The organism is Boseongicola sp., assembly GCF_057460485.1.
Genome location: NZ_JBVCWP010000005.1, coordinates 1 through 25443 on the forward strand (window position 1 = coordinate 1; position 25443 = coordinate 25443).

Consider the following 25443-nt stretch of genomic DNA (forward strand, 5'->3'; position numbering starts at 1 on the left):
CAGGATTTTTGAACCCAAAGAAGGATCAGAAAGAAGGACCAGACGGTGAAGATAGCAACTTTGGGTCTTGGAGGCCGGGACGGGCGGTTGGTTGTTGTCTCTGACAATCTGAAAACGTGTCGATGGTGTACAGACGCGACATTGCAGGCCGCGCTTGATTTGGATCGGCTGGTACCGGAGGTCACGGACCACGCCTTTGATCTCACACAGTGTGCCGCGCCGTTGCCGCGCGGTCACCAGTTCCTTGATGGATCGGCTTATGTAAACCACGTTGATCTTGTTCGCCGCGCGCGCGGCGCGGAAATGCCTGCGCGATTCTGGACAGACCCGCTGATGTATCAGGGCCTGTCGGTGTTTGCCGCTGCTGGTGATGTGATCAGGGGGCAGGCCGGCTGGGGCGTTGATTTTGAGGCTGAGATTGCGGTTATCACGACCGAGGTTCATCAAGGTATTTCAGCCGAAGAAGCTGCGGGATGTGTGGCCTACGTCATGCTTTTGAACGACATATCCTTGCGCAATCTGATTCCTGACGAGTTGTCCAAGGGGTTTGGCTTCGTCCATTCCAAGCCCATTTCTGCCTGTTCCCCTGTCGCCGTCACGCCCGACGCACTTCCGGGCTGGGACGGGCGCAAATTGCACGGTGTGTTGAACGTCGATCTGAACGGCGCGCCCTTCGGGCGCGCCAATGCCGGCGTGGATATGACTTTCGATTTCGGTGATTTGATCGCGCATGCTGCCAAGACCCGCGACCTGCCAGCAGGGACGGTCATCGGGTCGGGTACTGTGTCGAACCGTGGTCCGCACGGAGGCCCCGGCACACCGGTTGCCGCAGGCGGGCGCGGATATTCGTGTATCGCAGAGCAGCGCATGGTCGAGACGATCCTGAACGGCGCGCCCGTAACCCCGTTCCTCAAGACCGGCGACCGCGTGCGTATCTGGATGGAAGATGAAACCGGTCAGTTGATTTTCGGCGCTATCGACCAGACTTTGCAACTTGATCCCTAACCGACGCTCTGCCAGTCGCGGATGATATCAAGCGGGTACAAAAGCATGATGATGTTCAACGCCAACCCGTCGCGGATAACCCACATGGTCACGCCCTCAAAGACGAACACGATCAGCACGCTTGCCCAGACCGGTAGCCGTCCGGCAAGCCAGAAGCCAACCCACATTGCCAAAACATCCGCGATCGAATTGACAATAGAGTCACCGAAGTAATCTAGTGAAATCGTCACGGCGCGGTAGCGTTCGATGATCGTATCCGAGTTCTCGACGATCTCCCAAGCGGCCTCGACCAGCGTGGCAATCGACAGTCGCCAAGGCACGGAAACGCGCCGGGCCATCAGCCAAAGCAGACCGTAAAACAGAATGCCATGCAGTATGTGGCTTGGCGTGTACCAGTCCGACAAATGCTGAGAGTTCTCGCTCGACATGGTTTGCCCGTGCCAAAGCTTCACCACTCCACAGGTGCAGATCGGTTCGCGTCCAATCCACAACAGCCAAACCGCCATGGTCACAAGGATCAGCGCCGTGGCGGCATAAGGTGTCAGCGCGCGTTGCATGACCTAAAAGAATCACGGCATCATCAATGCGTCCAGCAAAAAAGGTCTGACCGGATGAATGCACAAAAAGCGCCGTTGCTTGCGATGGCCCTTAATCGTGCCTGGGCGAACGCTACGCATTACAAGTCGGTACAAACGTTGCCGCCCGATACCTTCACCGCTGCGCGCCCGGGGTCCTTTTCCTCGCTGTCGTAAACGCTCAACCACATCAATGCGGCCGATCTTTACTATCTCGATGTACTGGAAAGCGGTGATTTCGGTCGATCCGTTTCTGACGGCCCGGACATCGACGACCCGTTCATGCTTGGACAAAAGCAGTATGAAGCCGACCTGCGCTTCACCACACTCTGCGGGAAAATAACTGACAATATAGTTGCCTAAATGCGGGTGACGGAGCGCGCAAGCGGCCCGGTCGAGGAAACCGTCGTCGCGCTACTTGCGCATCTGGTCCAGCACCAAACCCACCACTGTGGCCAGGCGCATGTGCAACTGTCAGACGCCGGGATCCCACCGCGTCAGCTTGATGATTTCTACCTGACCTGTGGCCGGGGGCCTTCGGCTTGGGCCTATTGGGCGTGAAATACGGCCCCATGCGCGGTGAATTCCTGTTTCGCTTCTGGGCATCCATCGCCGCACTTGCGCTTTGTGGCGTGGCGCTTGCCATAAAGGGCGTCCAGATAAATATGGTCGCTGTGGAACCTGGCGTGATCGCCTTTGCATTTCTTGGGGGAAGTGCTGCTCCTGCGGCATGGCACCTGTGGGTGTGCAAAGATCGCTAGTGCGCTTCGACCGGAACGCGCCCGTCATCGGTCAGCGCAAAGCACGCGCCATCTTCAAACACCACCGGCACAAGCTCGTGACCATATCCTGCGCCCGTGTCGATATTCACGCGGTTGCCGTAATGGGTCGGCTCGTCAATCGGCGTGTGGCCATGCACGATCAAGGCCTCATGGCTTTCCAACCGCCACAAAAACTCGTCACGTATCCACAAAAGATCGTCCTCGTCCTGCGTATCCATAGAAAATCCGGGTCGAATTCCCGCATGGACGAAAATCATATCCCCCAGGCGGTGATACAAAGGCATTTTCTCGATGAATGCCACATGCGCCTCGGGTACCGCTTTCTTCGCGCGCGCATGAAACTTTGCAGCCCCCTCAAGCGTGCGCTTTTCGATGCCGTAGGACTTCAAGGTATCCCGCCCACCCATCGATGGGCTGAGCCAATTCAGATCTTTGCGTAACCGGGCGTCGGTGACTTCGCCGGTCCGCACATAATTCGAGAAGAACCGGTCGTGGTTGCCTTTGACGACCAACCAATCCGCACCGGCATCCATCCCGTCCATCAGGAACTGGATAACACCGCGGCTATTCGGCCCGCGGTCCGTCAAGTCGCCGATATGAATAACCGGAGACGTGCCACTGCTCGAGGCTGCGTCAATCGCAATGCGACGATGGGCGATCTGAAGTTGCTCCAGATGGCCATGTACATCGCCTATGGCATAAACTCGGTCACTCATGAGATGGGCTTAGGTCCGGCCTTTGGTCGGGGCAAGAAGTTTCATACTCGTCCTGCCCCGTTAAAAGTTTCAAAATGGCTTAGAGGTCACTCGACTTCGAACTGCAGCGGGCGCACTTGGGTGAACAAACCCGTCTCTTTTAAAGCTCTAATCGCCTGATCCGGCACGGCCTCGTCGACGTACAAAAGCGCGATTGCGTCCTGCCCTTTGACCGAGCGACCCAGCGTAAAGTTCGCGATGTTCACGCCGTGTGCGCCCATCGTGTTACCAAGCGCGCCGATTATGCCGGGCACGTCCTCGTTCGTTGTGTAGACCATGTGCGCACCCACTTCGGCGTCGATGGTGATGCCCTTAATCTGAATGAACCGAGGCTTACCGTCTGAGAAAACCGTCCCCGCAATTGACCGTTCACGCTCGTCCGTCACCACTGTCAGCTTGATATAGGCATCAAACGCGCCTGTTTTGTCCTGCGTTGTGGTCGAAATATCAATACCACGATCCTTCGCGATGATCGGTGCCGACACCATATTCACGTCGGGGTTCGCGGCTTTCATGATCCCGGCGATGACACTTGCGTTCAAGGCCGCTGTATTCATCTGGGCTACTTGTCCGTCGTAAAGGACATTGATCGCGCGCACGGGTTCGTCCGTCAGTTGCCCGACAAACGCACCTAGATGTGCGGCCAACTTCAACCAGGGCCCCATGACCTTGGCTTCTTCCGCCGTGACCGACGGCATATTTAGCGCGTTCGACACCGCGCCTGTCAGCAAATAATCCGACATCTGCTCGGCCACCTGAAGCGCCACGTTCTCCTGTGCTTCGGTCGTGGCAGCGCCAAGATGTGGCGTCACAACAACGTTTGGGAGATTGAACAGGGGGCTGTCCGTGGCAGGCTCCACTGCAAAGACGTCAAACGCAGCACCGGCCACGCGACCGTCTTTCAACGCCTCGGCCAAGGCTTCCTCGTCGACCAAACCACCGCGCGCGCAGTTCACAATCCGTACGCCGGGCTTTAGCTTGGCGATGTTTTCGCGCGACAGGATATTGCGCGTCTTGTCGGTCAGCGGAACGTGGAAGGTGATGAAATCGGATCGTCCCAGTAGCTCATCTAACTCAACTTTCGTCACACCCAGTTTCGCGGCATGGTCTTCGCTTAGGAACGGATCATAGGCGATGACTTTCATCTTCAGCGCCCGCCCACGGTCACAAACGATCCCGCCAATATTGCCGGCGCCGATCACACCAAGCGTCTTGGCCGTCAGCTCAACCCCCATAAACCGTGACTTTTCCCACTTGCCCGCATGGGTTGAGGCACTTGCTTCGGGGATTTGCCGCGCAACGGCAAACATCATCGCAATGGCATGTTCCGCCGTCGTGATCGAATTGCCGAACGGCGTGTTCATCACGATCACACCCTTTTTCGAGGCGGCCGGAATATCGACATTGTCGACCCCAATCCCGGCGCGGCCAATGACCTTGAGGTTTGTGGCTGCCGCCAAAATCTTTGCGGTGACTTTCGTGGCCGAGCGGATCGCAAGACCGTCATACTGACCGATGACTTCCAGAAGCCGATCCTTGTCCTTGCCAAGGCCGGGTTCAAAATCAACATCAATCCCACGGTCGCGGAAAATCTGAACGGCGGTTTCGGACAGCGTGTCCGATACAAGTACTTTAGGCATGTGTTTAGTCCTTCGGAGTGGCAGGATCACTCCCGCCCTAAATTTTAAAATTATCTGGTCGGCTGGGGATCACCCCGCCATATGCTCATGCTGCGACGGAAAGCGCGGCAATCTCGGTCTCGAATGCCCAATCAAGCCACGGCATCAAGGCCTCAAGATCCGAGGTTTCAACGGTCGCCCCACACCAGATCCGAAGTCCCGCAGGCGCGTCGCGGTACGCCCCGATATCCAAGGCCACACCTTCCGCTTCCAGCCGCTTTGCAACGGCCTTGGCAAATGTAACGCCATCGGTGATTCGCGCATCAGTGAACTTCAGACAGACGCTGGTGTTCGAGCGCAATGCAGGGTCCGCCGCCAGATTATCGATCCAGGCGCGCGCCTCGCAAAACGCATGGATCACGCTCGCATTCGCATCGGCGCGGCCGATTAATCCGGCGAGACCGCCAACGCTTTCCGCCCAATCCAAGGCGTTCAGGTAATCCTCAACGCAGAGCATCGACGGCGTGTTGATCGTCGCGCCGTCAAAGATGTCACCGATAACCTTGCCGCCCTTGGTTAGACGGAAAATCTTCGGCAGCGGCCAGGAAGGTGTATAACTTTCAAGACGCTCTACAGCACGTGGAGACAGAATAATCATTCCATGTGCCGCTTCGCCGCCCAGCACTTTTTGCCAGGAATAGGTGACAACGTCCAAGCGGTCCCAAGGTAAATCCTGCGCGAAAGCTGCAGACGTTGCATCGCAGATCGTCAGTCCTGCACGGTCGACCGGAATATCAAAAGACGCAGGCACCCGCACACCGCTTGTCGTGCCGTTCCATGTGAAAACCACGTCACGGTCCCAGTCTACGGCTCCCAAATCAACGATCTCGCCGTAGTTCGCTGTATGCACAGTCGCATCCAGTTTCAGCTGCTTCACAGCGTCGGTGACCCATCCCGCGCCAAAGCTCTCCCAAGCCAGCATTTCAACCGGGCGTTCGCCCAGCAAGTTCCACATCGCCATCTCAACAGCTCCGGTATCGGACGCTGGAACAATGCCGATCAAATAATCTTCAGGTATGCCCAAAATGCTGCGGGTTCGCTCAATCGCGGCCTTCAACTTGGCTTTGCCGACAGCCGCACGATGCGATCGACCAAGCGGGGCATCCGCCAGGGCTTCAAGCGTAAATGTGGGGGGCTTGGCGCAAGGGCCAGATGAAAAACGCGGATTAGCCGGCCGCGTTGCCGGTGTGTTCGTAGCCATTGCTGCTATCCTTCCAGATAAGCGCCCTTCGTTGGGGAAGGGTGTCCCGCCGACAGATTTACGGACGCACGGGGGCTTTCGCAAGCGCCAATATGACGGTAGAGGGCGAAAAAGGGTCGCTGTAAAACCGGACCTGTTTATCATCGGAAATCCCGGATCTGACATGCAAGCTATCTCTCTTATCGCCGCCCCCGGAAAACTTGACCCGGCCCTTGTCACGTCGCTACAAACGGCGTTCGGCGCGGGCTCCGCGCAATGGCTGGCACCCGATGAAGCCGCGGAATTCCCTGTTGAAACAATACCTTCCAATTTTGAAATGGTCCGCGCGAACCTCGCCGCGATAGGCGTCGACCTGAATATAGTTCCTGCGGAGAGCCGCAAAAAGCGCCTTCTGATCGCCGATATGGACAGCACGATGATCGGTCAGGAATGTATCGACGAACTGGCGGCAGAAGCTGGCGTGGGCGAACGCGTCGCCGACATTACGGCCCGCGCGATGAATGGAGAACTGAACTTCGAGGCCGCCATAGACGAACGTGTCGGCCTCCTGAAAGGCCTGCCACTGTCGGTCATCCAAACCGTCCTCGACACCCGCATCACGCTGGCACCAGGCGGCGAAATCCTCCTCAACACGATGAAGGCCAACGGCGCCTACGCGGCCCTCGTCTCCGGTGGCTTCGTGCAATTCACCTCCGCCATCGCCGCCCGCTTTGGTTTTGACGAAAACCGCGCCAACACGCTGCTGACAGATGGCGACCAGCTTTCGGGATACGTCCAACGCCCGATCCTTGGGCAGGAGGCCAAAGTCGACGCCCTGAACGAGATCACAGCGCGCCTCGGCATTTCTCCCGAAGATGCCGTCGCTGTAGGAGACGGAGCGAATGACCTGGCCATGATCCACCACGCCGGAATGGGGGTCGCACTTCACGCAAAACCCACTGTCGCCGCTGCCGCCCCGATCAAAGTCAACCACGGCGACCTCACGGCACTTCTTTACCTGCAAGGCTATGCCAAATCAGATTTCGTCTGACCCGGGGTTTCTAGCCCGCCAAGCCCGCCGCTGGCCGCACAACGCCAGTCACCAAACCATCGCGGTTCTTTACGGGGCGCTCCAGAAAATCCGCGACAACCGGATGGCCGGGGTCCAACGCACCAAGCCGCACCAAAAGCGCAGCAATCGCAGCCGCGGCCCCTCGCATCGCGCCATCGCTGACCTTCAACGCGATCCCAAGGTTTTGGCGCGGCAACATTGCCGCAAAGAACCCTTCCGCGCCGTACTTCACGGCCACAGGCTCAGACGCCGCCCGCATCAAAAGCGTGCAATTGCGCCCGGTTCCCGCAACCATATCGGGGTACGCGATCAGCGCATCGCGCAATGCTACCGCCGCCTTTGATCGCGCATCGGACTTTCCATCCGCACTTGCATAAACTGCCATCGCGCGCGCCACACCGCGTAGGGCTGTCGCAAAGGTCGGCGCACAACACCCGTCAATTCCAAACCCCGGGCTGTCGCGCCCCGTCACGTCCTCGAACGCCTCGCGCACCGCCCTTTGCACCGGATGATCGGGGTCGACATAACCTGCACCGCCACCCAAGTGCTGGTTCAACGTCAAAAAGCCCGCGTGCTTGCCCGAACACTCGTTCAAAGCGCGTGGTAAATCCGTACCCTGCCGGATCATATGGTTGGCAAAATCCGGATCGCTCGACGCTTGGGGTCCGCAGCACAAAGCGTGATCATCAAGACCCAGATCATCCAGCCACCGGTTCACCCGCGACAGATGCACGCGCTCGCCGGCGTGCGACGCACAAGCCAGCGCCAGTTGCTCAGCCGTCAGCCCCGCGCCCGCACCGCTTTCAACCAAAGGCAATGCCTGGATCATTTTCGCAGATGAGCGTGCAAAAACAAGCTCGTCCGGGTTGCCCCAGCTTTCCACAATCGACCCATCGGCCCGCGCAATCACTGCATGACCAAGGTGAGAAGACTCTACAAAGGGTCCGCGTGTGGCCTGCGCCAAAAGCCCAGCATCCGCCATGAAAGAGCTCGCAAATGCTTCACGGCAAATTTCCGCCGCAGGGGGTTCCATCTTTACGCCGAGATACGCTATTCATGCCAAATTGATAAGGGGCATTCACGACCTGCCGACCCCAGTAAATAAGGGCGCGAGCGGGGGCGAAGGGCAAAAGGCAAAGACTATGACAGCACCGATAAAGGCGATGATTTCCGCAAGTTTTCTGGTATTTTCCGCAAGTGGCGCAATGGCTCAGGAGGTCACGAACCGCGTGGCGGCAGACACCGACTGGGCCGTGTTCGAAGGCGAAGACCCGAAGGAATGCTGGGCCGTAACTGCGCCGAAAGAGACTACAAACACTCGCGATGGGCGCAGTGTTTCAGTCCGTCGGGGCGATATCCTGTTGTTTGTGACGTATCGTCCAGCACAAAACATCGCTGGCGAAGTCAGCTTCACAGGCGGCTATCCTTTCGCCGAAGGCTCGACCGTGACGATGGAAGTCGCCGGTTTAAGTTTCGAGCTTTTTTCCGAAGGCGAATACGCTTGGCCTGCAACGCCCGCCGACGACCAGAAGATCGTGACAGCCATGAAGCGCGGCACAAACGCAGTATTGACCGCGCGCTCGTCGCGCGGCACGCAGACAAAGGACACATTCTCGCTTTTGGGTGCGACCGCAATGATCGAACAGGCCGAGACGAACTGCGCCGGCTGACCTAGCCGGGCTTTCCCCTTGGGTATCGCCTGCGCTTCGCCTATATCCCCAGCTTGACCAAAGGATAACGGCCATGGCTACTGATGCACCGATCACGCAAGACGTTCTGACGATCCCCCGGAAAATCCCCGAGGGGCCTGTAAACCTTGTTGGATTGACCCGCCCGCAATTGAAAGACGCGCTGATTGCTGTCGGCACTCCTGAAAAGCAGGCCAAGATGCGTGTGAACCAGCTTTGGCAGTGGATTTACCATTGGGGCGCGCGCGACTTTGCTGAGATGACGAACCTTTCTAAGGACTATCGCGCGTTGCTTGCAGACAACTTCGTCCTTGCCATCCCGCAGGTCGTTACGCGCGAGGTCAGCGAAGACGGAACGCGCAAATATCTCGTTAGGATCGCTGGTGGCCACGAAGTCGAGGTCGTCTACATCCCGGAAACTGATCGCGGCACGTTGTGCGTTTCCAGTCAGGTTGGCTGCACGCTGACCTGTTCGTTCTGTCACACCGGCACGCAAAAACTGGTGCGTAATCTGACTGCGGGCGAGATCGTCGGTCAGATCATGGTGGCGCGCGACGATCTTAATGAATGGCCCGCACCGGGGCAGGGCACGGGCGACTCCGGCCCGCGCCGCTTGTCGAACATTGTCCTTATGGGGATGGGCGAGCCGCTTTATAACTTCGAGAACGTCCGCGACGCGATGAAGATCGCCATGGACCCCGAGGGCATTTCCCTCAGCCGCCGCCGCATCACGCTCTCGACCAGTGGTGTTGTCCCCGAAATTGCCCGCACAGCGACCGAGATCGGCTGCATGCTTGCCATCAGCTTCCATGGCACCACAGACGAAATTCGCAGCAAGTTGGTTCCGATCAACAAGCGCTGGCCCATTGCCGATCTTGTCGAAGCGCTGCGCGAGTATCCGAAAGTGTCGAATTCGGAACGCATAACGTTTGAATATGTGATGTTAAAAGACGTGAACGATAGCGACGAAGACGCCCGCCGTCTGATCAAGCTGATCGAGGGCATTCCTGCCAAAATTAACCTGATCCCGTTCAACGAATGGCCAGGTGCACCCTACGAGCGTTCTGACTGGTCGCGCATCAAGGCCTTCGCCGACATCATCTACAATGCGGGCTACGCGTCTCCTATCCGCAAACCGCGCGGCGAAGATATTATGGCGGCCTGCGGTCAGTTGAAGTCGGCGACAGAACGCGAGCGTAAATCCCGCAAAGAAATCGCGGCTGAGGCGGGCTTGGGTTAGGCTTTCTTAAGCCGTCCGATCACCCACAAAAGTACCACAGCGCCGATTGTCGCGACGATCAGCTCGCCGACAATGCCTGTTGCCGAAAGCCCGACAGCGCCGCTTAAGAACCCACCGATGTAAGCGCCGGCAATGCCAACCAGCAAATTCAACAAAAGCCCCGAGCTTTTGTTCATGAACTTCGAGGCCAGCCAGCCGGCAAGGCCGCCGATAATCAAAAATGCAATCAAATTCATCTCAAGATCCTTCGTCGCTACCCAATCTTAAAGTGATCACTGGCCCACACGGATGCAAGGCCTTACCGTCCCGGTATGCCATCCCGTTTGGTGGCTGGCAGGTGCCAGTTGTCCATACATTCCATCGCCTCATCCGCTGTATCCACGAAGCGGAACAGGTCAATATCGTCCGCAGAAATCGTGCCTGCTTTGGACAAAGCATCCCAGTTGATGATCGTTTCCCAGAACTTCCGACCGAACAAAAGAAATGGCACGCGTTCCATCCGTCCTGTCTGGATCAGGGTCAACGTCTCAAACAGCTCGTCAAGCGTACCGAAGCCGCCAGGGAACACCGCAATTGCTGATGCGCGCATCAGGAAATGCATCTTTCGGATCGCGAAATAGTGGAAATTGAATGCCAGTTCCGGCGTCACATAAGAGTTCGGCGCCTGCTCGTGCGGAAGCACGATATTCAGACCAATCGACACGCCACCCGCGTCCTCGGCACCGCGGTTGCCCGCCTCCATCACGCCGGGACCACCACCGGTGACGATGACGTTCTCGCCCTTGCCTTCGGCCATGGATCGTTCGGTGATGATCTTCGCAAACTCGCGCGCCTCATCGTAAAACGTCGACAAATCTGCCAAGGTCTTCGTGCGCGCTTTATCTTTTTTAACCGGGTCAGGAATGCGCGCGCCGCCAAACAGCACCACGGTCGACTTGATCCCGTATTCCGCCATCAGCATCTCGGGCTTCAACAGTTCAAGCTGAAGCCGCACAGGTCGCAATTCTTCGCGGCACAGAAACTCCGGATCCGCAAAAGCCAAGGCATAGGACGGCGACCTCGTTTGTGGCGTATCGGGGATGCCCTTTGCGGTTTCGATGTCTTGGTGTGCGTCGCGAAATCTGTGGCGATGATCATCCATCATGGGGCGGCTCCTTGTCACTCGGACCCCTTGCATGGCAGGAAGGTCGAAGCTTGTCCAATGGGGGAATTCCTACCGTGAACGCACCAACAGTCGAAGAAATCGCACGCGCAGGGACGCTTATAGAACCCCATATTCATCGCACACCGATCCTTGAAACCTCTGGCCTCATTCAGGGCCGTGAAGTCGCGCTGAAACTTGAGAACACACAAGCCACCGGCAGTTTCAAAGTGCGCGGTGCTTTCACCACATTGCTGTCGTCGGGCGTGCCAAAAGCAGGTGTCGTTGCGGCGTCGGGTGGCAATCATGGGGCCGCGGTTGCGTATGCCGCGCGCGCTTTGGGGCACAAGGCGACGATCTATGTGCCTGAGCTTGCAGGCCCGTCGAAGATTGCTCTGATCCGCGAAACCGGCGCAGACCTCCACGTCGTTTCGGGCACGTATGCAGAGGCCCTGTCAGCGGCGATGGCTTTTGAAGTCGAAACCGGCGCGATGCAAATCCACGCTTATGATGCGCCGATGACCGTGGCGGGGCAGGGCACACTTCTCCGCGAGTGGGAATCCCAGAACCTTGATGCTGACACGATCCTGATCGCGGTTGGCGGCGGCGGTCTGATCGGTGGCGCGCTCGCGTGGTTGCAGGGGCGGCGCAATATCGTCGCGGTCGAACCCGAACTGGCTCCGACGCTTAACGCGGCAATCGCTGCGGGCCGGCCTGTAGACGTCGAGGTCAGCGGGATTGCGGCCAATGCGCTGGGTGCGCGCCAGATTGGACAGATCTGCTTCGATCTGGCGACAAAGCATCAAATCGCCACTGTCACAGTGACCGATGAGGCTATCGCCAAAGCGCAAGCCGCTCTGTGGAAGACCTGCCGCCAATGGGTTGAACCGGCGGGTGCTGCGGCCTTGGCCGCGCTGATGTCCGCGGCCTACCAGCCGGCAAAAAACGAGACCGTTGCCGTCCTCGTTTGCGGCGCCAATCCAGCGCCCGGCCCCTTCGACTGATTGCCCTTTTGCGCGGCGCAGGCTAAATGGCGCGACAACGCTAGACCCAAGGGGAAACCAAGATGTCCAACGCCCAACTTGAAACCGCCATCGAAAGCGCGTGGGAAACCCGCGACCAGATCACGCCCGCCACAACGGGCGAAAGCCGTGATGCCATCGAAGACACGCTGAATGCGCTTGACGGTGGAAAGTTGCGCGTCGCCGAACGTGGTGAAGACGGCACATGGCATGTGAACCAATGGGCGAAAAAGGCCGTGCTTCTGGGCTTTCGTCTGAAAGACATGGAACGGCAGACCGGGTCGGCCCAAGGCGGTGCCTGGTGGGATAAGGTCGACAGCAAGTGGAAGGACTGGGGCGACGATGAGTGGGGTGCGGCCGGTTTCCGCGCTGTGCCAAGCTGCGTTGTTCGCAAGTCCGCCTATATCGCGCCCGGCGTTGTACTGATGCCAAGCTTCGTGAACCTCGGCGCCTATGTCGACAGCGGAACGATGGTTGATACATGGGCCACGGTCGGGTCCTGCGCACAGATTGGCAAGAACGTGCATCTGTCTGGTGGCGTCGGCATTGGCGGCGTGTTGGAGCCGATGCAGGCGGGTCCGACGATCATCGAAGACAACTGCTTCATCGGTGCGCGTTCGGAAGTCGTCGAAGGCTGCATTGTGCGCGAAGGCGCGGTTCTGGGCATGGGCGTGTTCATCGGCCAATCCACCAAGATCGTCGATCGCGAGACGGGCGAAGTGATGTACGGCGAAGTGCCGCCCTATTCGGTGGTTGTGGCGGGATCGCTGCCATCCAAGAACGGTGTTAACCTGTATTGCGCGGTGATCGTAAAGCGCGTGGACGAGCGCACCCGCTCGAAAACTGCGATCAACGAGCTGCTGCGCGACTGATCAGATAGAGCGCCTTTCGGCGCATTCGATCCTTAAAAAAAGAAGGGGCTTTCTGCCCCGTTTTTGCCTCTTGGAAAATTCACCCCCAAGGACTTTTTTTACCGAAAGAAGCTCAGACCGGTCCCGGCAATACCCCTGGAGTGCTTTGCGTGGGGTATCTATTCGCCATGTTTAAGAGTTCAGCGGATGGTTGCCGCTCACGCCAGGCGCTTGGTGATTTGGGGGCTATGCTCCGCTAGACGTCGCAAGATACCCGATCGCGGTTGATCGCCGGTTTCCTGTCTTTGACGGGCAATGGTACCTGTATTTTGGCCCCTATTGTGTCGTGGGGCACAAAATTCCGTCATCCAGGCGATTTCGACGTGCATACTTCGATCTTGTTGGCCGCCGCTCTGCCGGATGATGATTTCCCGATCTTCCTGTTCGCGACCGCCTTGGTCTTGACGGATATGCGCCAGGCAGACGATCCGCCTGATACGCTTTACTGGAATTGGGTGGCCTTTCACGCCCAATACGCTCTTGTCTGTCCCGCGTTGCGCGCGGCGCTGATGAGGGCGTTCAAAGCGGCCGAACTTGCCGGGCGGATCGACCTTGGGCCCGCTCAGGAGCCTGCGAAATGTCTGAAGATGACGCGAGAGGCCGTCCTGACGCTTTTGGATGGTAGCGGCGAGCGATCTTTAACCTCGGCCATCCTTGCCGGGGCTGACGCCACCGAAGTCGGGTGGATCTGGTCCCTGATCGATAAAGTTTCGGGGCCTGCTTTGGCGGCGTTTCGAAACCTCTACCAGCGCCCCGAAGGTCTCGCACCGCCCGAGCCTGCCACCGTTACTTTGATCCCCTGGAAGAGCTGATCTGCGTCTTGCACCCAGCGTTCGTGTCTGACAGGTAAAGTCGCATGGCAAAGGACAAGACATCCCGACCGCAGCAGGTCTTCACGCTTCTTATACAGATCGGCCGCAAAGACGGTGACGGTTTGCCAAAGGGTGCGACCGGCGGTGCGCTTGTATGTTATGCCACCGGCGTGGACGAGGCCGAAGCGGTCCGCGAGGCTGTTGCCGTGTTGAAAAAAGCCGATGTCGCGCCTTTGGACGTCACCGGCTATGGCACCGTTGAGGAACGCGAGGCCGGAGGCCACGAGATCGACGATGAAGAACGCGCACTGATGCAGCGCGCATTGGACGACAACGCCGTTATCGTCGCGCAAATGACCCCCTTTTTCGAGGATAAAAAATGACCGCCGTTTTCCTTGATCTTGACGGAACGTTAATGGATTCGCGGCCCGGCATCACCGGATCGCTGTCGCATGCCTTTGCAACCCACGGCATGGATGACCACGCCACCAGTGATCTGACCTGGATGATCGGGCCCCCTTTCATCGATAGTTTCGCTAAGCTTGGCATTGCCAACCCGGACCCGATCCTTGACGCCTACCGCATCCATTACCAGGCTTCGGGAATGTACGATGCCGAAATCTACGACGGCATCATCCCTGCTCTTCAAGCCATGCGCGATGCTGGCCACCGCCTTTACCTCATGACTGCCAAACCTCACGCCTATGCCACGCAAATCACAGCGCATTTCGGCCTTGCACCCTTCATGACGGCTGAGTTCGGCCCCGAGCTTGATGGTACCCGCAACTGGAAGGGCGATCTTCTCGCCTATGCGCTGGAGAAAACGGGCGAAACGGCGGACGCATCGGTTATGGCTGGCGATCGCTATCACGACATGGGGGCTGCAGCCGAAGTTGGCATGCCCGCGATTGCGGTGCGCTGGGGCTATGGCACACCGGAAGACTGGGTCGGAGCCGCGACCCTAATCGACCATGCCTCGCAATTGCCGGACGCCGTGTCAGCGATCCTCACACATTCCGGGCGTTGAAGTCGCGTAACGGCCAATGTAGCACGTTGTTATGACCATTGACCCCGCTGACCTCACTGCACGACTGATCCAGTGCGCCTCTGTCACCCCTGAAGACGGCGGTGCCATTCCGCTTTTGGCCTCGCTTCTGAAAGAGGCAGGCTTTGACACCTTCCGCGCTGACCGGGGCAATATCCTGAACCTTGTTGCCCGCTTCGGCCCCAAGGGTCATGCCAAAACCTTCGGCTTCAACGGCCACACTGATGTGGTGCCCGTTGGTGATCCCGCCGATTGGACCTATCCGCCGTTCAGCGCGCATATCGACGGCACCACGATGTTCGGACGCGGCGCCGCGGATATGAAATCCGGCGTTGCGGCCTTTGTCGCCGCCGCTGTTGACCGCGCCCGGACCAACCCGCCCGACGGTGCGATCATGATCACCCTAACCGGCGATGAAGAAGACATGGGCATCGACGGCACGCGCGCTATTCTCGACTGGATGGACACTAACGGCGAGGCGATGGACGTCTGCCTTGTGGGCGAGCCGACCTGCCCGAACACGCTTGGCGATACCATCAAGATCGGTCGTCGCGGCTCGATGACCGCCTATTTCACCGCGACCGGCGTGCAGGGTCACTCGGCCTATCCGCATCGCGCAAAGAATCCGGTCCCCGCACTTGCCCGCCTGATGGATCGCCTTGCGACCCACGCGCTTGATGATGGCACGGATCACTTCGACGCCTCAACGCTGGCCGTCACCACCTTTGATACGGGAAATCCAGCCAACAACGTGATCCCCGCCGCTTGTCGGTCCACCGTCAACATCCGCTTCAACGACAGCCATTCCTCGGCGACTCTGACGGACTGGTTAAAAGTGCAAGCCGCCGCCGTTGCGGATGAAACAGGCATAGACATCGCGATGAAAATCCAAGTGTCAGGCGAAAGCTTCGTCACCCCGCCGGGTGCTTTGTCGGACCTGATCGCCAAAGCGGTCGAAGCCGAAACCGGCGTCACGCCAGAACTGTCCACCACCGGCGGCACTTCGGACGCGCGCTTTGTGAAATCCCATTGTCCCGTGGTCGAATTCGGCCTGGTCGGGCAAACCATGCATCAGGTCGATGAGCGGGTCGAGCTTTCCGACATCCACGGCCTGAAGGCGATCTACGCCCGCATCCTTGACGACTATTTCGCAAGCTAACGTCATGACCAAGATCACCACGACCCGCGATATCGATACCTGCCACATGATCCGGAAACTGGTTTTCGTGGTAGAACAGGGCATCGGCCTTGAAGAAGACATTGACGGTTTGGACGATACTGCCACGCATCTGCTCGCCACCGACAACGGCAGCCCGGTCGGCACCGCGCGGCTCCTCGAAAAAGGCACCACGGGCAAAATTGGCCGCCTTGCCGTTCTTAAAGCTCACCGCGGCAAAGGTATAGGAGCCGCCATCGTGCGCGCCGCCCTTGCAGAGTTCGCGTCCCGCCCGCACCTGACCGAAGCCCGTCTTGGCGCACAGATCGAGGCCGTCGCCTTCTACGAATCCCTCGGATTCGGCCAGATAGGCGACGAGTTTGTCGACGCAGGCATGCCGCATCAGGAAATGGTTCGCCCGCTGTGAGGCAGCCGACCCTCGTCATCATGGTCAAAGAACCGCGCCCCGGCTACGCCAAAACTCGTTTGGGACGCGACATCGGCATGACCCACGCGGCGTGGTGGTTTCGTCACCAAACCCGCGCGTTGATCCGCCGCCTGCGGGACCCGCGCTGGCACATCATCCTCGCTGTTGCGCCGGACCGCGAAGGCCTGCAAAGCCGCGTCTGGCCTGAAGATATCGCACGGCTCCCTCAAGGCCCTGGAAACCTCGGGGACCGCATGGCCCGCATGCTGCGCTCCACCACAGGCCCGACCCTGGTTATCGGTGCGGACATCCCCGGCGTAACCTCCCCCCATATCGCGCAGGCTTTTCGCGTTCTGGGCGAAAACGCGTCCGTCCTTGGCCCCGCCCCCGACGGCGGCTACTGGCTCGTCGGCGTGAAACACCCCCGGCGTGCGCCACCGACCCTGTTCCAAAACGTCCGCTGGTCAACCGAGCACGCGCTGAAAGACACAGAAAAAACCCTCCCCACCCCTATCGCCAAAACCGCCACCCTGCGCGACGTCGACACTGCAACCGATCTCTGACGTCACCCATTCAAAAACACCTTGGGGGGGGCGCATGAGGCGGACGGGGCAGCGCTCCCGTAAGATAAATCCCTCGTGACGCGCGCCACGCCCCATGATAGCCCGCACGCATGGCAAGCATCCCCACAAAAGACGAAATTCTCGCATGGATCTCGGAAAATCCGACCCGGACCAACAAGCGTGACATCGGCAAAGCCTTTGGCATCAAAGGCGCGGCCCGCATCGACCTTAAACGCCTGCTGAAAGAGCTTGCAGAAGACGGCCACCTTGAAAAGCATCGCAAGACCTACCGTGATCCCGAGAGCCTGCCGCCCGTTTCAGTTCTGCAAGTTATCGAACCAAACGCCGATGGCGACCTCTTCGCCCGCCCGCTTGAATGGGAGGGCGAAGGCGCCGAACCCAGCGTCCTCCTGATCCTGAAGGCCTCCGAACCCGCCCTTGGCGCAGGAGACCGCATCCTTGCCCGTCTAACTCAGGTCAAAGACGAAGATCACGCCTATGAAGGCCGCCTCATTCGCCGCATCGGCACGAACCCTAAACGCCTGTTGGGTGTTTTCCGCAAACACGCCGAAGGCGGCCGTATCCTGCCGATCGACAAAGGCGCTGACCGCGAATGGCGTGTCGGAAGCGACGCCATAAACGGCGCGAAAGACGGCGAATTGGTCGAAGCCGAACAGGCCGGCCCGAAGGACCGCATGGGCCTGCCCAAGGCGCGCATCGTCGCCCGGCTTGGGAATCCGTCTGCGCCCAAAGCCGTCTCGCTCATCGCGATCCACCAACACGGCATCCCCGATGACTTCCCTGATGAGGCCATAGCAGAAGCTGACGGGATGAAGCCCGCAGACCTCAAGGCTCGCGAAGATCTCACGGAAATGCCGCTGATCACCATCGACCCAAGCGATGCCCGCGATCACGACGACGCTTGCTTCGCCCACGCCGATGATGATCCCAAAAACGAAGGTGGCCATGTCGTCTGGGTCGCTATCGCCGATGTCGCTCATTATATCCGCTCCGGATCAGCGCTTGACCAGGAGGCGCGCAAGCGCGGCAATTCAACCTATTTCCCCGACCGAGTCGTGCCGATGCTGCCGGATCGTTTGTCGGGTGATCTCTGCTCGCTTCACGAAGGGGTGCCGCGCGCTTGCCTTGCCGTCAGAATGCAGATCAACACGGCGGGGGAAAAGATCGGTCATAAATTCGTGCGCGGCCTGATGAAATCTCTGGCATCTCTGCACTACGAAGAAGTGCAGGATGCTATCGACGGCAGGCCGAACGACCGCACCGCGCCGCTTCTTGATTGTGTTTTGAAGCCGCTGTACGCCGCCTACGCTGCCCTTAAAAAAGCACGCGAAGCACGCCAGCCGCTTGATCTGGATCTGCCCGAGCGAAAGATCATCCTGAACGACGACGGCCGCGTCACATCCGTTGCTTTCAGAGACCGCCTTGATGCGCACAAGCTGATCGAGGAATTTATGGTGCTGGCCAACGTCGCCGCTGCCGAAACGCTTGTCGCGAAAAAGCAACCGCTCCTGTACCGCGTCCACGAGGAACCGAACCCTGAAAAACTCGACGCTCTGCGCGAAACAGCACAATCTGCGGGCCTCACGCTTGCAAAGGGGCAGGTCCTTAAGACCGCGCACCTTAACCGCTTGTTGCACGCCGCTGCTGGCACGGACTACAGCGAACAGATCAATATCGCCACATTGCGGTCAATGACCCAAGCCTATTACGCTCCGCAAAACTTCGGCCACTTCGGTCTTGCGCTGCAATCTTACGCTCACTTCACCTCGCCGATCCGGCGCTACGCTGACCTGATCGTCCACCGTGCGCTTGTGTCGGCCCACAAATGGGGTGACGACGGCCTGTCTCACCAAGAGGTCGAAAACCTTGAAGAAACTGGCATGCATATCTCTGATACCGAACGCCGTTCGATGATCGCCGAACGCGACACCTCCGATCGCTACTTGGCGGCGTTCCTGTCTGATCGGATCGGCGCCGAACTGACGGGCCGTATCTCGGGCATTCAACGGTTCGGCGCTTTCGTGAAACTTGATGAAACCGGCGCTGACGGGTTGATCCCGGTGCGTTCGCTTGGCTCGGAATTCTTCCACTTCGACGCTGACAGCCAAACGCTCCAAGGCTCTGACACCGGCCTGACGCTTGGTCTTGGCCTGCGCGTCACGGTGCGCCTGGCCGAAGCCGTCCCGGTCACCGGCGGCCTGATGCTGGAACTGCTCAACGTCGACGGCAAAGCTATCAAACGCGGCCCCACCTCGCGTCGTCGCGGCGGCCCCGTGCGGCGCAAAGCAACCAAAGCGGCCAGCAAAAAGCGGAAAGTCACGCGCAAGCGTTAAGACAGGCTAAGCACCGCCACCGAACAGAGTGTCAAGCGCATCTCGCGCTGAATTCGCGACATCCACATAAGAAATCAAAGCGCCTTCCGTGGGTGGCAGGGCAGATGCAATCGACGGCGCCCATGCATAGGCGATCACCATCACGGCCGCGATTCCAACCGAGGCCACAAACCCAATCCGGAAGCCTTTGCGATGCAGCAACTCTTCGTCGGGCGAGCGCGCATGCCGGGTGTCGCGGTCCCCACCGGGTCGCAAGGTCGAGTTGATTTCATCCATATCCGGCAGCAATTCGCGCCGTGGCTCGACGTATTCGTCTTCCGCTTCTGCCAAGGCATCGCGCGTATTAAGTCGCGCCATCCGCGCCTTCAAAGCCCGCGACGGGGTCTCTTCTTCGGCAGGGGCGTCCAGGCTGAAATCGGTCTGAACCTCAAGCGATGAAGTGGTTGACGGCTTGCGCCTAGAAATCTCACGCTCGGCCTCTTCGCGCAGCAAATCAAGGGCTGCCACATCCGCCGGACGCCGCATGTTGGACAGCTTGGCCCCCACGGGCGTGTCAGGGTCTTCCGCCGGGGAAAGCAGACGTGTTTCCGGCCAGTCCCAACTGTCGTCCTGATCGTCGTCATCCTCGTCGTCTTCCGGTTCAGGCGTAGGTTCAGGTTTACGTTCCGCTTCCCAAGGCTCCTCAACCTCCGGCTCCGGTGCCTCAGACATAATTTCGGACGCAGGTTCAAATTCTGGTTCCGGCTCCAACTCAGGCCCCGGCGCAATCTCGGGGTCGCCGTCCGCCTCAACCTCAGGCGTCTCCCATGGTTCGGGATCGACGTCCGGCGCGGCATCGGGCGCCAAAGCTTCTTTTGCCTGCGGTGCAAGCTCGTACCACGTGTGCCCGCAATTCGAACATTGCACGTCACGTCCCTCGTCGGGGATCATGGTTGCGTCGACTTCGTATTGCGCCGTGCAATTGGGACAGATCAATCGCATCTTATTGCCCTTGCTCTTTTTAGCCTCTATGCCGCCGGACCGGTGTTCACCACAGCCCGTTTCGGCGTTCGCTGGTGTTTACCACTTTCCACGCCGAACTCAAAGCGTCGTTGCATGCATCTCACGACTAAGGCAAAAGCGTCGCGACATGGCTGACCGATCTGCAATCGCGCTGAACTCTGTCACAATGAGTTATAGCGACAACACGCTCTTTCGAGACGTGTCGCTTCAACTTGCGCCGGGCAGCTTTCACTTCCTCACGGGGCCCTCTGGCGCGGGCAAAACCACCCTCATCAAACTTTGCTACGGCGAACTGCAGCCGACCGAAGGCCGCGTCACGCTCTTTGACGAAGACACGGGCCACATGGACCGCGACGCCATCGCCCGCCTGCGCCGCCGCATCGGCGTTGTGCATCAGGATTGCCGCTTCATCGACCACCTAAGTGTCGCTGAAAACGTGCTGCTTCCGGTGACCGTGTCCGGCGGAAACGTCGAGGCCGCGCGCACCGATATGTCCGAGCTGATGAACTGGGTTGGTCTGAACGCGCTCTCCGATCATCGCCCGCCCGAATTGTCGGGCGGCGAACGCCAACGCGCCGCCCTTGCCCGTGCTGTGATCTTGTCACCTGACATCATTTTGGCGGACGAACCCACCGGCAACGTCGACTGGGAAATGTCGCTGAAAATCCTTGGCCTTCTGATTGAACTCAACCTCTTAGGCAAAACTGTGCTTTGCGCTACGCATGATATGTCTCTGATAAGGCAGGCAAAAACACGCGTTTCGACCCGTGTTCTGCGTCTGCGCGACGGTGCTGTCGAACTTGCCGGAGCCGAACTTTGAACGCGCTTCTCCTCCTGCTCAAGGGCGATACCTCTGCCGAAAGCGTCGTCCCCCGCACTGGCTACACCGCGATGCTCACAATCGCTTGCGCCGCCGCCATGGCCTTCCTGGCAGTCTTCGTTCTTGCCCTCGCGTTGTCTGCTGGACGGCAGGCGGGCGACTGGGAAGCCTCGCTTGCTGACACTGCAACAGTCCGCATTTCCGCTCCGGTCGAGATGGCCGCTGTTCAGGCCGAGACGGTTGAAACTATCCTGTCTCAAACCCCCGGCATTGGTGGCACAAGACGGCTGTCGAACGATGAACAGGCGCTTTTGTTGCAACCATGGTTTGGCTCTGATCTGCCGATTGAAACCCTGCGTCTGCCGATCCTGATCGACGTCACTCTGACTGAAAATGGCCCCGACGTGATAGGCCTGCGCCAACGCCTTGCCGCCGAAGCGCCCGGAGCCGTCTATGACGACCACGGCCGCTGGCGCGCACCTATGGTCGACGCCGCGCGCGGGTTGCGCACGCTTTCGCTTATCGCGCTGCTTCTTATCGCAATTGTTACCGGGGTCACCGTCGCCCTTGCCGCCTCGGCCGCTATTTCCGCAAATGGCCAGGTGATCGATGTCTTGCGCCTTGTGGGAGCGGAAGACAGCTATATCACCCGCGCCTTTACCCGCCGTTTCAGTTTGCGCACGCTTGCCGGTGCCGCCGCGGGCACGATCATCGGCCTTTTCGCGGTCGCCCTAATCCCCACGGTTGCAGGGGGTGGTCTTGCCAGCGCCGTTGGCTTTCAGGGAGCGGAATGGATCTGGCCGCTTCTGGTTCCACTGGCCGCCGCCGCGCTTGCCTTCGCCGCCACCCGCGCCGCCGCCGCGCGCCGCTTGAAAGAGGCCGGATAGCCCATGCAACTTGCCCGATCAATGCTGTTCAACATCACGCTCTATGTCTCGATGCTGTGCTACGCAATCGTCTTTGCCCCCTTCGCAATTTGGGACGCGAAATGGGCCGTCAAAGCCTGCCACGAATGGTGCCGCTTCAGCATCTGGTGCGCCTCATGGATGATTGGCCTCAAGGTAGAAGTCCGCGGTACACCTCCGGTGGACGAAGTGATGATCGCGGCAAAACACCAGTCTTTCTTCGATATCATCGTGATTTACCACGCCATCCCGCGTGGCAAATTCATCATGAAACGCGAGCTGATCTACGCTCCGCTTCTTGGCTGGTATGCCTTGCGCGCTGGCTGCATTCCGGTTGACCGTGGCAAGCGCGGGCAAGCCATCAACAAAATGAAAGCCGACGTCGAAAAGGGCCGCAGCTATCCGGGCCAACTGGTGATCTACCCCCAAGGCACCCGCGTCGCACCCGACGACAAAAAACCATACAAAGCTGGTACCGGCTTTCTCTATAATCAGCTTGGCCAGACCTGCATTCCCATCGCCACCAATATAGGTCACTTCTGGCCCAAACGCGGTTACCTCAGACTTCCCGGCACCGCTGTCGTCGAATTCCTCGACCCGATACCGCCGGGCCTCGGCGTCAAAGAGTTCATGGTTAAACTCGAAGAGACGGTTGAAACCAACTCTGACCGACTTCTCGCCGAAGCAAGAGGCCCCCAATGATCGAAACCATCGAACAACTCGAAGCGCTTTATGGCACGCCCAAAGCACCTTCCACGCGCAAAGTCGCGGACCGGATGGTGCCTGTGTATCGCCGCTGGATTATGGCCTCGCGGTTCTGCGTTCTGACCACCGTCGGCCCCGAAGGGTCTGACGGCAGCCCGCGCGGAGACGACAGCCCCGTCGTGACGGAGATTGACGATAGAACCCTTGCGATGCCTGATTGGCGCGGCAACAACCGCATCGATAGCCTGCGCAATATCGTCCGCGATCCACGCGTTTCGCTGATGTTCATGGTGCCGGGATCAACCAACGTCGTGCGGATCAATGGCAACGCCAAAGTCACTGCAGACCCCGACATGCTCACCCGTTTCGAACGCGACGGTGCGCACCCGCGCTCGGTCATCGTGATCGGCATCACGCAGGTTTACTTCCAGTGCGCCCGCGCCATCATGCGGGCACGCCTCTGGACAGCAGGCGACGAAAGCGACGGCCTGCCAAGTCCGGGAGACATCTTGAAAGAGATGACCTCGGGCGAGGTTGGCGGCGCCGACTTCGATCTTGAATGGCCCGCCCGCGCCGAGAAATCTCTCTGGTAAAGCCTCAGCCAAACAGCGCCTTGAACGCCCCGATATTCTGACGGAACCCGGCCTCGAAGTCCCCGTCTCCTGGATGGTAAACGCTCTCGAACGACACCACCCCGTCATAGCCATCGGCTTTTAAGGCTTCGGCAATATCGCCAAACAAAGGCCCCAACTGCCCCTCGCCCATGGGCCGTATCTCCAGGGTCGCGCGCGGTGTATCCACCTTCACATCCTTGATATGCACATGCCCCAGATAGCCACCGCGCACCGCGTCGTAGCCCTCGGGATAGGCCCGCTCATGACACCAGCAATTGTTCGCCGGATCCCAAAGCACCTGCAAAGCGTCCTTGGCATCCAACTCGTCGATCAGCCGCCGCGCCGTATAGTTGGAATTGACCATCGTCCCATTCCCGGTTTCGACCACCAGAACCACGCCCTCGGCGCGCGCGAGTTCAACGGCAGGCGCAATCATCGGCGCCATCGTGTCCCATGCTCCATGGGCGACGTTCCACTTTTCAGCACCATGACTGCCCCAAAGGATCTGCTCCTTCTTCTGCGTCATGATCCGTACCAACGGGGACCCCACCACATGCGCCATATCGATCACCCGCTTCAGCGCATCCATATGGGTCGTATGAAGGTCATCACCCGGCCGGTTGGCCGACGTCATCCCCGCAAACACATGCCGCGAAAGACACGACACTGGCTTTCCCCGATCCCGTAAGAGCGCATCGATCCCAGCGATCTCGGCGGGCGAATGATCCCCCACCTCATGTCTGCCGACAAACTGCAGCTCTGCGTATTCCAACCCAAATTCATCCATCACATCAACGGTATGACCCAGATCCCGACTAATCCCGTCGCAGATAACACCAAGTTTCATCGACACGGTCTCCCTTCATCCTTTTCAAATACCTCGGGATGAGGGGCAGAGCGCCCTCCGGGCGCGAAAGCGCCGACGCCGCCATCACACATTCGGATCACGGTGCAATTCCGCGCCGACGATCTCCTCAATCACCCGCGTGCATACCCAGTTGTCCCCGTTTGGATACTTCGTCCGCCCTGCATGAAATATCTGCATCGCCGACCCCGCCGTATGAAGCGGCACACCAAGTTCCTCGCCCAATCCCATCGAGATTGTAAGGTCCTTGTGCATCGTATTGATGTGGCTTCCGGTGCCCTCAAACTGGCGATCTATGATCTTCTCAAGCGCGTTGTTCACCACACCACAGCCCGCTGAAGAGGTCGAAAACACGTCCAGCAAAACCTGCCCCGAAACCCCCGCCTTAGCGGCCAAAGCCGCCGCCTCGAACGTCGCCGAAAATTGTGCCCCGATCAGCGATTGCAAGCAGGCTTTCACCGTCTGCCCATCCCCGGGCTTGTCACCGACCCGATGGATATTCGCCGAAACCGCCTCCATCACCGGCGCAAACGCGTCCAGCACATCCCCGGAAGCTGCCGCCATCATGGTTAACGTGCCCGCCTGCGCGCCCGGGAACCCGCCCGACACTGGTGTATCAATCAGATGAACGCCTGACCCTTCCATCGCCGCACCAATCGCGCGGGCCTCGCTTGGCTTCACCGTTGCGCTCAAAATCACCGCCGAGCCCTCGGCCATATTGGCCATCAGCCCATCCGGGTCAAAGATCACGTCCTTCGCGTCGTCGCCCTTCATCACCATGACAAAGACGGCGGCCGACGCCCGCCCGATCTCGCTCAGCGTTCCAGCACGCCCGCCCATATCGGCAAAGGCCGCCATTCGCTCGGGCTTCAAGTCTATCCCAACCACATCGAAACCATTTTTGATAAGGTTCAGCGCCAATCCGCTGCCCATATCCCCAAGCCCGACAACACCAACTGTTTTCATCTCTGATCTCCCGTATTTTAGCACCGAGCAAACGGCCGGTGCGTTTCAGAAAAAGCGTGCCTGAAAGCACGCCGGTTCTGCGGGGATTTCACGCGTCATTCTTGACGTCGGGCGGGTCCGGAAGACACCCCGCTGCCCGGTTAGGTAACCCCACGCTAG

The 25443-nt window shown here is 59.2% G+C and carries 29 protein-coding genes; 19 read left to right on the top strand and 10 right to left on the bottom strand.

The features are described from left to right. Nucleotides 1-45: 45 nt before the first annotated feature. The gene (locus AC221Y_RS01740) at nucleotides 46-1005 is read left to right on the top strand and encodes a fumarylacetoacetate hydrolase family protein (protein ID WP_486706693.1); all 960 of its coding nucleotides are present in this window, start codon (nucleotides 46-48) and stop codon (nucleotides 1003-1005) included. Here the strand turns inward: AC221Y_RS01740 and AC221Y_RS01745 are convergent. Continuing rightward, nucleotides 1002-1562 (bottom strand): DUF2585 domain-containing protein, encoded by a 561-nt coding sequence (locus AC221Y_RS01745; RefSeq protein WP_299751950.1) that lies wholly within the window; start codon nucleotides 1560-1562, stop codon nucleotides 1002-1004. The two genes, AC221Y_RS01740 and AC221Y_RS01745, sit on opposite strands and share 4 nt — an antisense overlap. A gap of 381 nt (nucleotides 1563-1943) precedes the next feature. Here AC221Y_RS01745 and AC221Y_RS01750 point away from each other — a divergent pair, with 381 nt between their 5' ends. After that, nucleotides 1944-2141 carry a DinB family protein gene (locus tag AC221Y_RS01750; protein WP_299751952.1) on the top strand — a complete coding sequence of 66 codons (198 nt, stop codon included), beginning with the start codon at nucleotides 1944-1946 and terminating at the stop codon, nucleotides 2139-2141. Further along, entirely contained in the window at nucleotides 2138-2341 is a 204-nt protein-coding gene (locus AC221Y_RS01755) for a hypothetical protein (RefSeq protein WP_299751955.1), read from the top strand. Before AC221Y_RS01750 ends, AC221Y_RS01755 begins: the two co-directional genes overlap by 4 nt. Here the strand turns inward: AC221Y_RS01755 and AC221Y_RS01760 are convergent. From AC221Y_RS01760 to AC221Y_RS01770, 3 genes are all read right to left on the bottom strand, one after another. Further along, a complete protein-coding gene (locus tag AC221Y_RS01760) occupies nucleotides 2338-3078 on the bottom strand; it encodes a metallophosphoesterase (protein WP_486706694.1) in 741 nt (246 codons plus the stop codon). The genes AC221Y_RS01755 and AC221Y_RS01760 overlap by 4 nt on opposite strands. A gap of 86 nt (nucleotides 3079-3164) precedes the next feature. Next, nucleotides 3165-4757 (bottom strand): phosphoglycerate dehydrogenase, encoded by a 1593-nt coding sequence (gene serA / locus AC221Y_RS01765; protein ID WP_299751960.1) that lies wholly within the window; start codon nucleotides 4755-4757, stop codon nucleotides 3165-3167. 85 nt (nucleotides 4758-4842) lie between these two features. Further along, nucleotides 4843-5997, bottom strand: a complete 1155-nt coding sequence (locus AC221Y_RS01770; protein WP_299751963.1) for a phosphoserine transaminase — start codon at nucleotides 5995-5997, stop codon at nucleotides 4843-4845. A 163-nt stretch (nucleotides 5998-6160) separates the two neighbouring features. On the opposite strand from AC221Y_RS01770, the gene serB reads away from it, so the two are divergent. After that, nucleotides 6161-7027: a phosphoserine phosphatase SerB gene (serB, locus tag AC221Y_RS01775; protein ID WP_299751965.1), complete on the top strand. Its 867-nt coding sequence runs from the start codon at nucleotides 6161-6163 to the stop codon at nucleotides 7025-7027. A gap of 10 nt (nucleotides 7028-7037) precedes the next feature. On the opposite strand, the gene AC221Y_RS01780 is transcribed toward serB, so the two are convergent. Continuing rightward, nucleotides 7038-8030: an asparaginase gene (locus AC221Y_RS01780; RefSeq protein WP_299751968.1), complete on the bottom strand. Its 993-nt coding sequence runs from the start codon at nucleotides 8028-8030 to the stop codon at nucleotides 7038-7040. Nucleotides 8031-8190: 160 nt separating this feature from the next. On the opposite strand from AC221Y_RS01780, the gene AC221Y_RS01785 reads away from it, so the two are divergent. Both AC221Y_RS01785 and rlmN read left to right on the top strand, forming a co-directional pair. Next, nucleotides 8191-8718, top strand: a complete 528-nt coding sequence (locus AC221Y_RS01785; RefSeq protein ID WP_486706695.1) for an invasion associated locus B family protein — start codon at nucleotides 8191-8193, stop codon at nucleotides 8716-8718. 73 nt (nucleotides 8719-8791) lie between these two features. Then, entirely contained in the window at nucleotides 8792-9976 is a 1185-nt protein-coding gene (gene rlmN / locus AC221Y_RS01790; RefSeq protein ID WP_299751974.1) for a dual-specificity RNA methyltransferase RlmN, read from the top strand. Here rlmN and AC221Y_RS01795 read toward each other — a convergent pair. Both AC221Y_RS01795 and AC221Y_RS01800 read right to left on the bottom strand, forming a co-directional pair. Next, nucleotides 9973-10212: a GlsB/YeaQ/YmgE family stress response membrane protein gene (locus tag AC221Y_RS01795; RefSeq protein ID WP_299751977.1), complete on the bottom strand. Its 240-nt coding sequence runs from the start codon at nucleotides 10210-10212 to the stop codon at nucleotides 9973-9975. The two genes, rlmN and AC221Y_RS01795, sit on opposite strands and share 4 nt — an antisense overlap. Nucleotides 10213-10274: 62 nt before the next feature. After that, nucleotides 10275-11120 carry an LOG family protein gene (locus AC221Y_RS01800; RefSeq protein WP_299751980.1) on the bottom strand — a complete coding sequence of 282 codons (846 nt, stop codon included), beginning with the start codon at nucleotides 11118-11120 and terminating at the stop codon, nucleotides 10275-10277. Nucleotides 11121-11194: 74 nt separating this feature from the next. Between AC221Y_RS01800 and AC221Y_RS01805 the strand changes: the two genes are divergently transcribed. The 9 genes from AC221Y_RS01805 (at nucleotide 11195) to rnr (ending at nucleotide 19407) form a co-directional block, all read left to right on the top strand. Next, a complete protein-coding gene (locus AC221Y_RS01805) occupies nucleotides 11195-12121 on the top strand; it encodes a threonine/serine dehydratase (protein ID WP_299751983.1) in 927 nt (308 codons plus the stop codon). Between the two features lie 62 nt (nucleotides 12122-12183). Beyond that, nucleotides 12184-13011, top strand: a complete 828-nt coding sequence (gene dapD / locus AC221Y_RS01810; RefSeq protein ID WP_486706696.1) for a 2,3,4,5-tetrahydropyridine-2,6-dicarboxylate N-succinyltransferase — start codon at nucleotides 12184-12186, stop codon at nucleotides 13009-13011. Between the two features lie 362 nt (nucleotides 13012-13373). Then, entirely contained in the window at nucleotides 13374-13862 is a 489-nt protein-coding gene (locus AC221Y_RS01815; protein ID WP_486706697.1) for a hypothetical protein, read from the top strand. 44 nt (nucleotides 13863-13906) lie between these two features. Then, nucleotides 13907-14245 carry a hypothetical protein gene (locus tag AC221Y_RS01820; RefSeq protein WP_299749959.1) on the top strand — a complete coding sequence of 113 codons (339 nt, stop codon included), beginning with the start codon at nucleotides 13907-13909 and terminating at the stop codon, nucleotides 14243-14245. After that, the gene (locus tag AC221Y_RS01825) at nucleotides 14242-14889 is read left to right on the top strand and encodes an HAD hydrolase-like protein (protein ID WP_299749956.1); all 648 of its coding nucleotides are present in this window, start codon (nucleotides 14242-14244) and stop codon (nucleotides 14887-14889) included. The genes AC221Y_RS01820 and AC221Y_RS01825 overlap by 4 nt, the downstream gene beginning before the upstream one ends. Before the next feature lie 31 nt (nucleotides 14890-14920). After that, the gene (gene dapE / locus AC221Y_RS01830) at nucleotides 14921-16066 is read left to right on the top strand and encodes a succinyl-diaminopimelate desuccinylase (RefSeq protein WP_299749953.1); all 1146 of its coding nucleotides are present in this window, start codon (nucleotides 14921-14923) and stop codon (nucleotides 16064-16066) included. A gap of 4 nt (nucleotides 16067-16070) precedes the next feature. Then, nucleotides 16071-16490: a GNAT family N-acetyltransferase gene (locus AC221Y_RS01835; RefSeq protein WP_299749949.1), complete on the top strand. Its 420-nt coding sequence runs from the start codon at nucleotides 16071-16073 to the stop codon at nucleotides 16488-16490. A 20-nt stretch (nucleotides 16491-16510) separates the two neighbouring features. Then, a complete protein-coding gene (locus AC221Y_RS01840; protein ID WP_299749968.1) occupies nucleotides 16511-17053 on the top strand; it encodes a TIGR04282 family arsenosugar biosynthesis glycosyltransferase in 543 nt (180 codons plus the stop codon). 110 nt (nucleotides 17054-17163) lie between these two features. Next, nucleotides 17164-19407, top strand: a complete 2244-nt coding sequence (gene rnr / locus AC221Y_RS01845; RefSeq protein ID WP_299749946.1) for a ribonuclease R — start codon at nucleotides 17164-17166, stop codon at nucleotides 19405-19407. 6 nt (nucleotides 19408-19413) lie between these two features. Here the strand turns inward: rnr and AC221Y_RS01850 are convergent, their stop codons facing one another. After that, complete coding sequence (locus AC221Y_RS01850) at nucleotides 19414-20388, bottom strand: zinc-ribbon domain-containing protein (protein WP_299749943.1); 975 nt, start codon at nucleotides 20386-20388, stop codon at nucleotides 19414-19416. A 148-nt stretch (nucleotides 20389-20536) separates the two neighbouring features. Between AC221Y_RS01850 and AC221Y_RS01855 the strand changes: the two genes are divergently transcribed. From AC221Y_RS01855 to AC221Y_RS01870, 4 genes are read left to right on the top strand one after another with little or no spacing between them, the layout of a single operon-like run. Then, nucleotides 20537-21229: a cell division ATP-binding protein FtsE gene (locus tag AC221Y_RS01855; RefSeq protein ID WP_486706698.1), complete on the top strand. Its 693-nt coding sequence runs from the start codon at nucleotides 20537-20539 to the stop codon at nucleotides 21227-21229. After that, nucleotides 21226-22116: a cell division protein FtsX gene (locus AC221Y_RS01860; RefSeq protein ID WP_299749940.1), complete on the top strand. Its 891-nt coding sequence runs from the start codon at nucleotides 21226-21228 to the stop codon at nucleotides 22114-22116. The genes AC221Y_RS01855 and AC221Y_RS01860 overlap by 4 nt, the downstream gene beginning before the upstream one ends. Before the next feature lie 3 nt (nucleotides 22117-22119). Then, entirely contained in the window at nucleotides 22120-22836 is a 717-nt protein-coding gene (locus AC221Y_RS01865; RefSeq protein WP_299749936.1) for a lysophospholipid acyltransferase family protein, read from the top strand. After that, nucleotides 22833-23432, top strand: a complete 600-nt coding sequence (locus AC221Y_RS01870) for a pyridoxamine 5'-phosphate oxidase family protein (protein WP_299749933.1) — start codon at nucleotides 22833-22835, stop codon at nucleotides 23430-23432. The genes AC221Y_RS01865 and AC221Y_RS01870 overlap by 4 nt, the downstream gene beginning before the upstream one ends. Before the next feature lie 4 nt (nucleotides 23433-23436). Here the strand turns inward: AC221Y_RS01870 and AC221Y_RS01875 are convergent, their stop codons facing one another. Both AC221Y_RS01875 and AC221Y_RS01880 read right to left on the bottom strand, forming a co-directional pair. After that, the gene (locus AC221Y_RS01875) at nucleotides 23437-24300 is read right to left on the bottom strand and encodes a sugar phosphate isomerase/epimerase family protein (RefSeq protein WP_299749930.1); all 864 of its coding nucleotides are present in this window, start codon (nucleotides 24298-24300) and stop codon (nucleotides 23437-23439) included. Nucleotides 24301-24384: 84 nt separating this feature from the next. Continuing rightward, entirely contained in the window at nucleotides 24385-25284 is a 900-nt protein-coding gene (locus AC221Y_RS01880; protein ID WP_299749927.1) for an NAD(P)-dependent oxidoreductase, read from the bottom strand. Between the last annotated feature and the right edge of the window lie 159 nt (nucleotides 25285-25443).

Excerpts from the sequence above, each read along its gene's own strand:
- AC221Y_RS01745 (WP_299751950.1), bottom strand. The coding sequence starts at position 1,562 with ATGCAACGCGCGCTGACACCTTATGCCGCCACGGCGCTGATCCTTGTG.
- AC221Y_RS01750 (WP_299751952.1), top strand. The coding sequence starts at position 1,944 with ATGCGGGTGACGGAGCGCGCAAGCGGCCCGGTCGAGGAAACCGTCGTC.
- AC221Y_RS01760 (WP_486706694.1), bottom strand. The coding sequence starts at position 3,078 with ATGAGTGACCGAGTTTATGCCATAGGCGATGTACATGGCCATCTGGAG.
- serA (WP_299751960.1), bottom strand. The coding sequence starts at position 4,757 with ATGCCTAAAGTACTTGTATCGGACACGCTGTCCGAAACCGCCGTTCAG.
- AC221Y_RS01770 (WP_299751963.1), bottom strand. The coding sequence starts at position 5,997 with ATGGCTACGAACACACCGGCAACGCGGCCGGCTAATCCGCGTTTTTCA.
- serB (WP_299751965.1), top strand. The coding sequence starts at position 6,161 with ATGCAAGCTATCTCTCTTATCGCCGCCCCCGGAAAACTTGACCCGGCC.
- AC221Y_RS01780 (WP_299751968.1), bottom strand. The coding sequence starts at position 8,030 with ATGGCGGATGCTGGGCTTTTGGCGCAGGCCACACGCGGACCCTTTGTA.
- AC221Y_RS01785 (WP_486706695.1), top strand. The coding sequence starts at position 8,191 with ATGACAGCACCGATAAAGGCGATGATTTCCGCAAGTTTTCTGGTATTT.
- rlmN (WP_299751974.1), top strand. The coding sequence starts at position 8,792 with ATGGCTACTGATGCACCGATCACGCAAGACGTTCTGACGATCCCCCGG.
- AC221Y_RS01795 (WP_299751977.1), bottom strand. The coding sequence starts at position 10,212 with ATGAATTTGATTGCATTTTTGATTATCGGCGGCCTTGCCGGCTGGCTG.
- AC221Y_RS01800 (WP_299751980.1), bottom strand. The coding sequence starts at position 11,120 with ATGATGGATGATCATCGCCACAGATTTCGCGACGCACACCAAGACATC.
- dapD (WP_486706696.1), top strand. The coding sequence starts at position 12,184 with ATGTCCAACGCCCAACTTGAAACCGCCATCGAAAGCGCGTGGGAAACC.
- AC221Y_RS01820 (WP_299749959.1), top strand. The coding sequence starts at position 13,907 with ATGGCAAAGGACAAGACATCCCGACCGCAGCAGGTCTTCACGCTTCTT.
- AC221Y_RS01825 (WP_299749956.1), top strand. The coding sequence starts at position 14,242 with ATGACCGCCGTTTTCCTTGATCTTGACGGAACGTTAATGGATTCGCGG.
- dapE (WP_299749953.1), top strand. The coding sequence starts at position 14,921 with ATGACCATTGACCCCGCTGACCTCACTGCACGACTGATCCAGTGCGCC.
- AC221Y_RS01835 (WP_299749949.1), top strand. The coding sequence starts at position 16,071 with ATGACCAAGATCACCACGACCCGCGATATCGATACCTGCCACATGATC.
- AC221Y_RS01840 (WP_299749968.1), top strand. The coding sequence starts at position 16,511 with ATGGTCAAAGAACCGCGCCCCGGCTACGCCAAAACTCGTTTGGGACGC.
- rnr (WP_299749946.1), top strand. The coding sequence starts at position 17,164 with ATGGCAAGCATCCCCACAAAAGACGAAATTCTCGCATGGATCTCGGAA.
- AC221Y_RS01850 (WP_299749943.1), bottom strand. The coding sequence starts at position 20,388 with ATGCGATTGATCTGTCCCAATTGCACGGCGCAATACGAAGTCGACGCA.
- AC221Y_RS01855 (WP_486706698.1), top strand. The coding sequence starts at position 20,537 with ATGGCTGACCGATCTGCAATCGCGCTGAACTCTGTCACAATGAGTTAT.
- AC221Y_RS01865 (WP_299749936.1), top strand. The coding sequence starts at position 22,120 with ATGCAACTTGCCCGATCAATGCTGTTCAACATCACGCTCTATGTCTCG.
- AC221Y_RS01870 (WP_299749933.1), top strand. The coding sequence starts at position 22,833 with ATGATCGAAACCATCGAACAACTCGAAGCGCTTTATGGCACGCCCAAA.
- AC221Y_RS01875 (WP_299749930.1), bottom strand. The coding sequence starts at position 24,300 with ATGAAACTTGGTGTTATCTGCGACGGGATTAGTCGGGATCTGGGTCAT.
- AC221Y_RS01880 (WP_299749927.1), bottom strand. The coding sequence starts at position 25,284 with ATGAAAACAGTTGGTGTTGTCGGGCTTGGGGATATGGGCAGCGGATTG.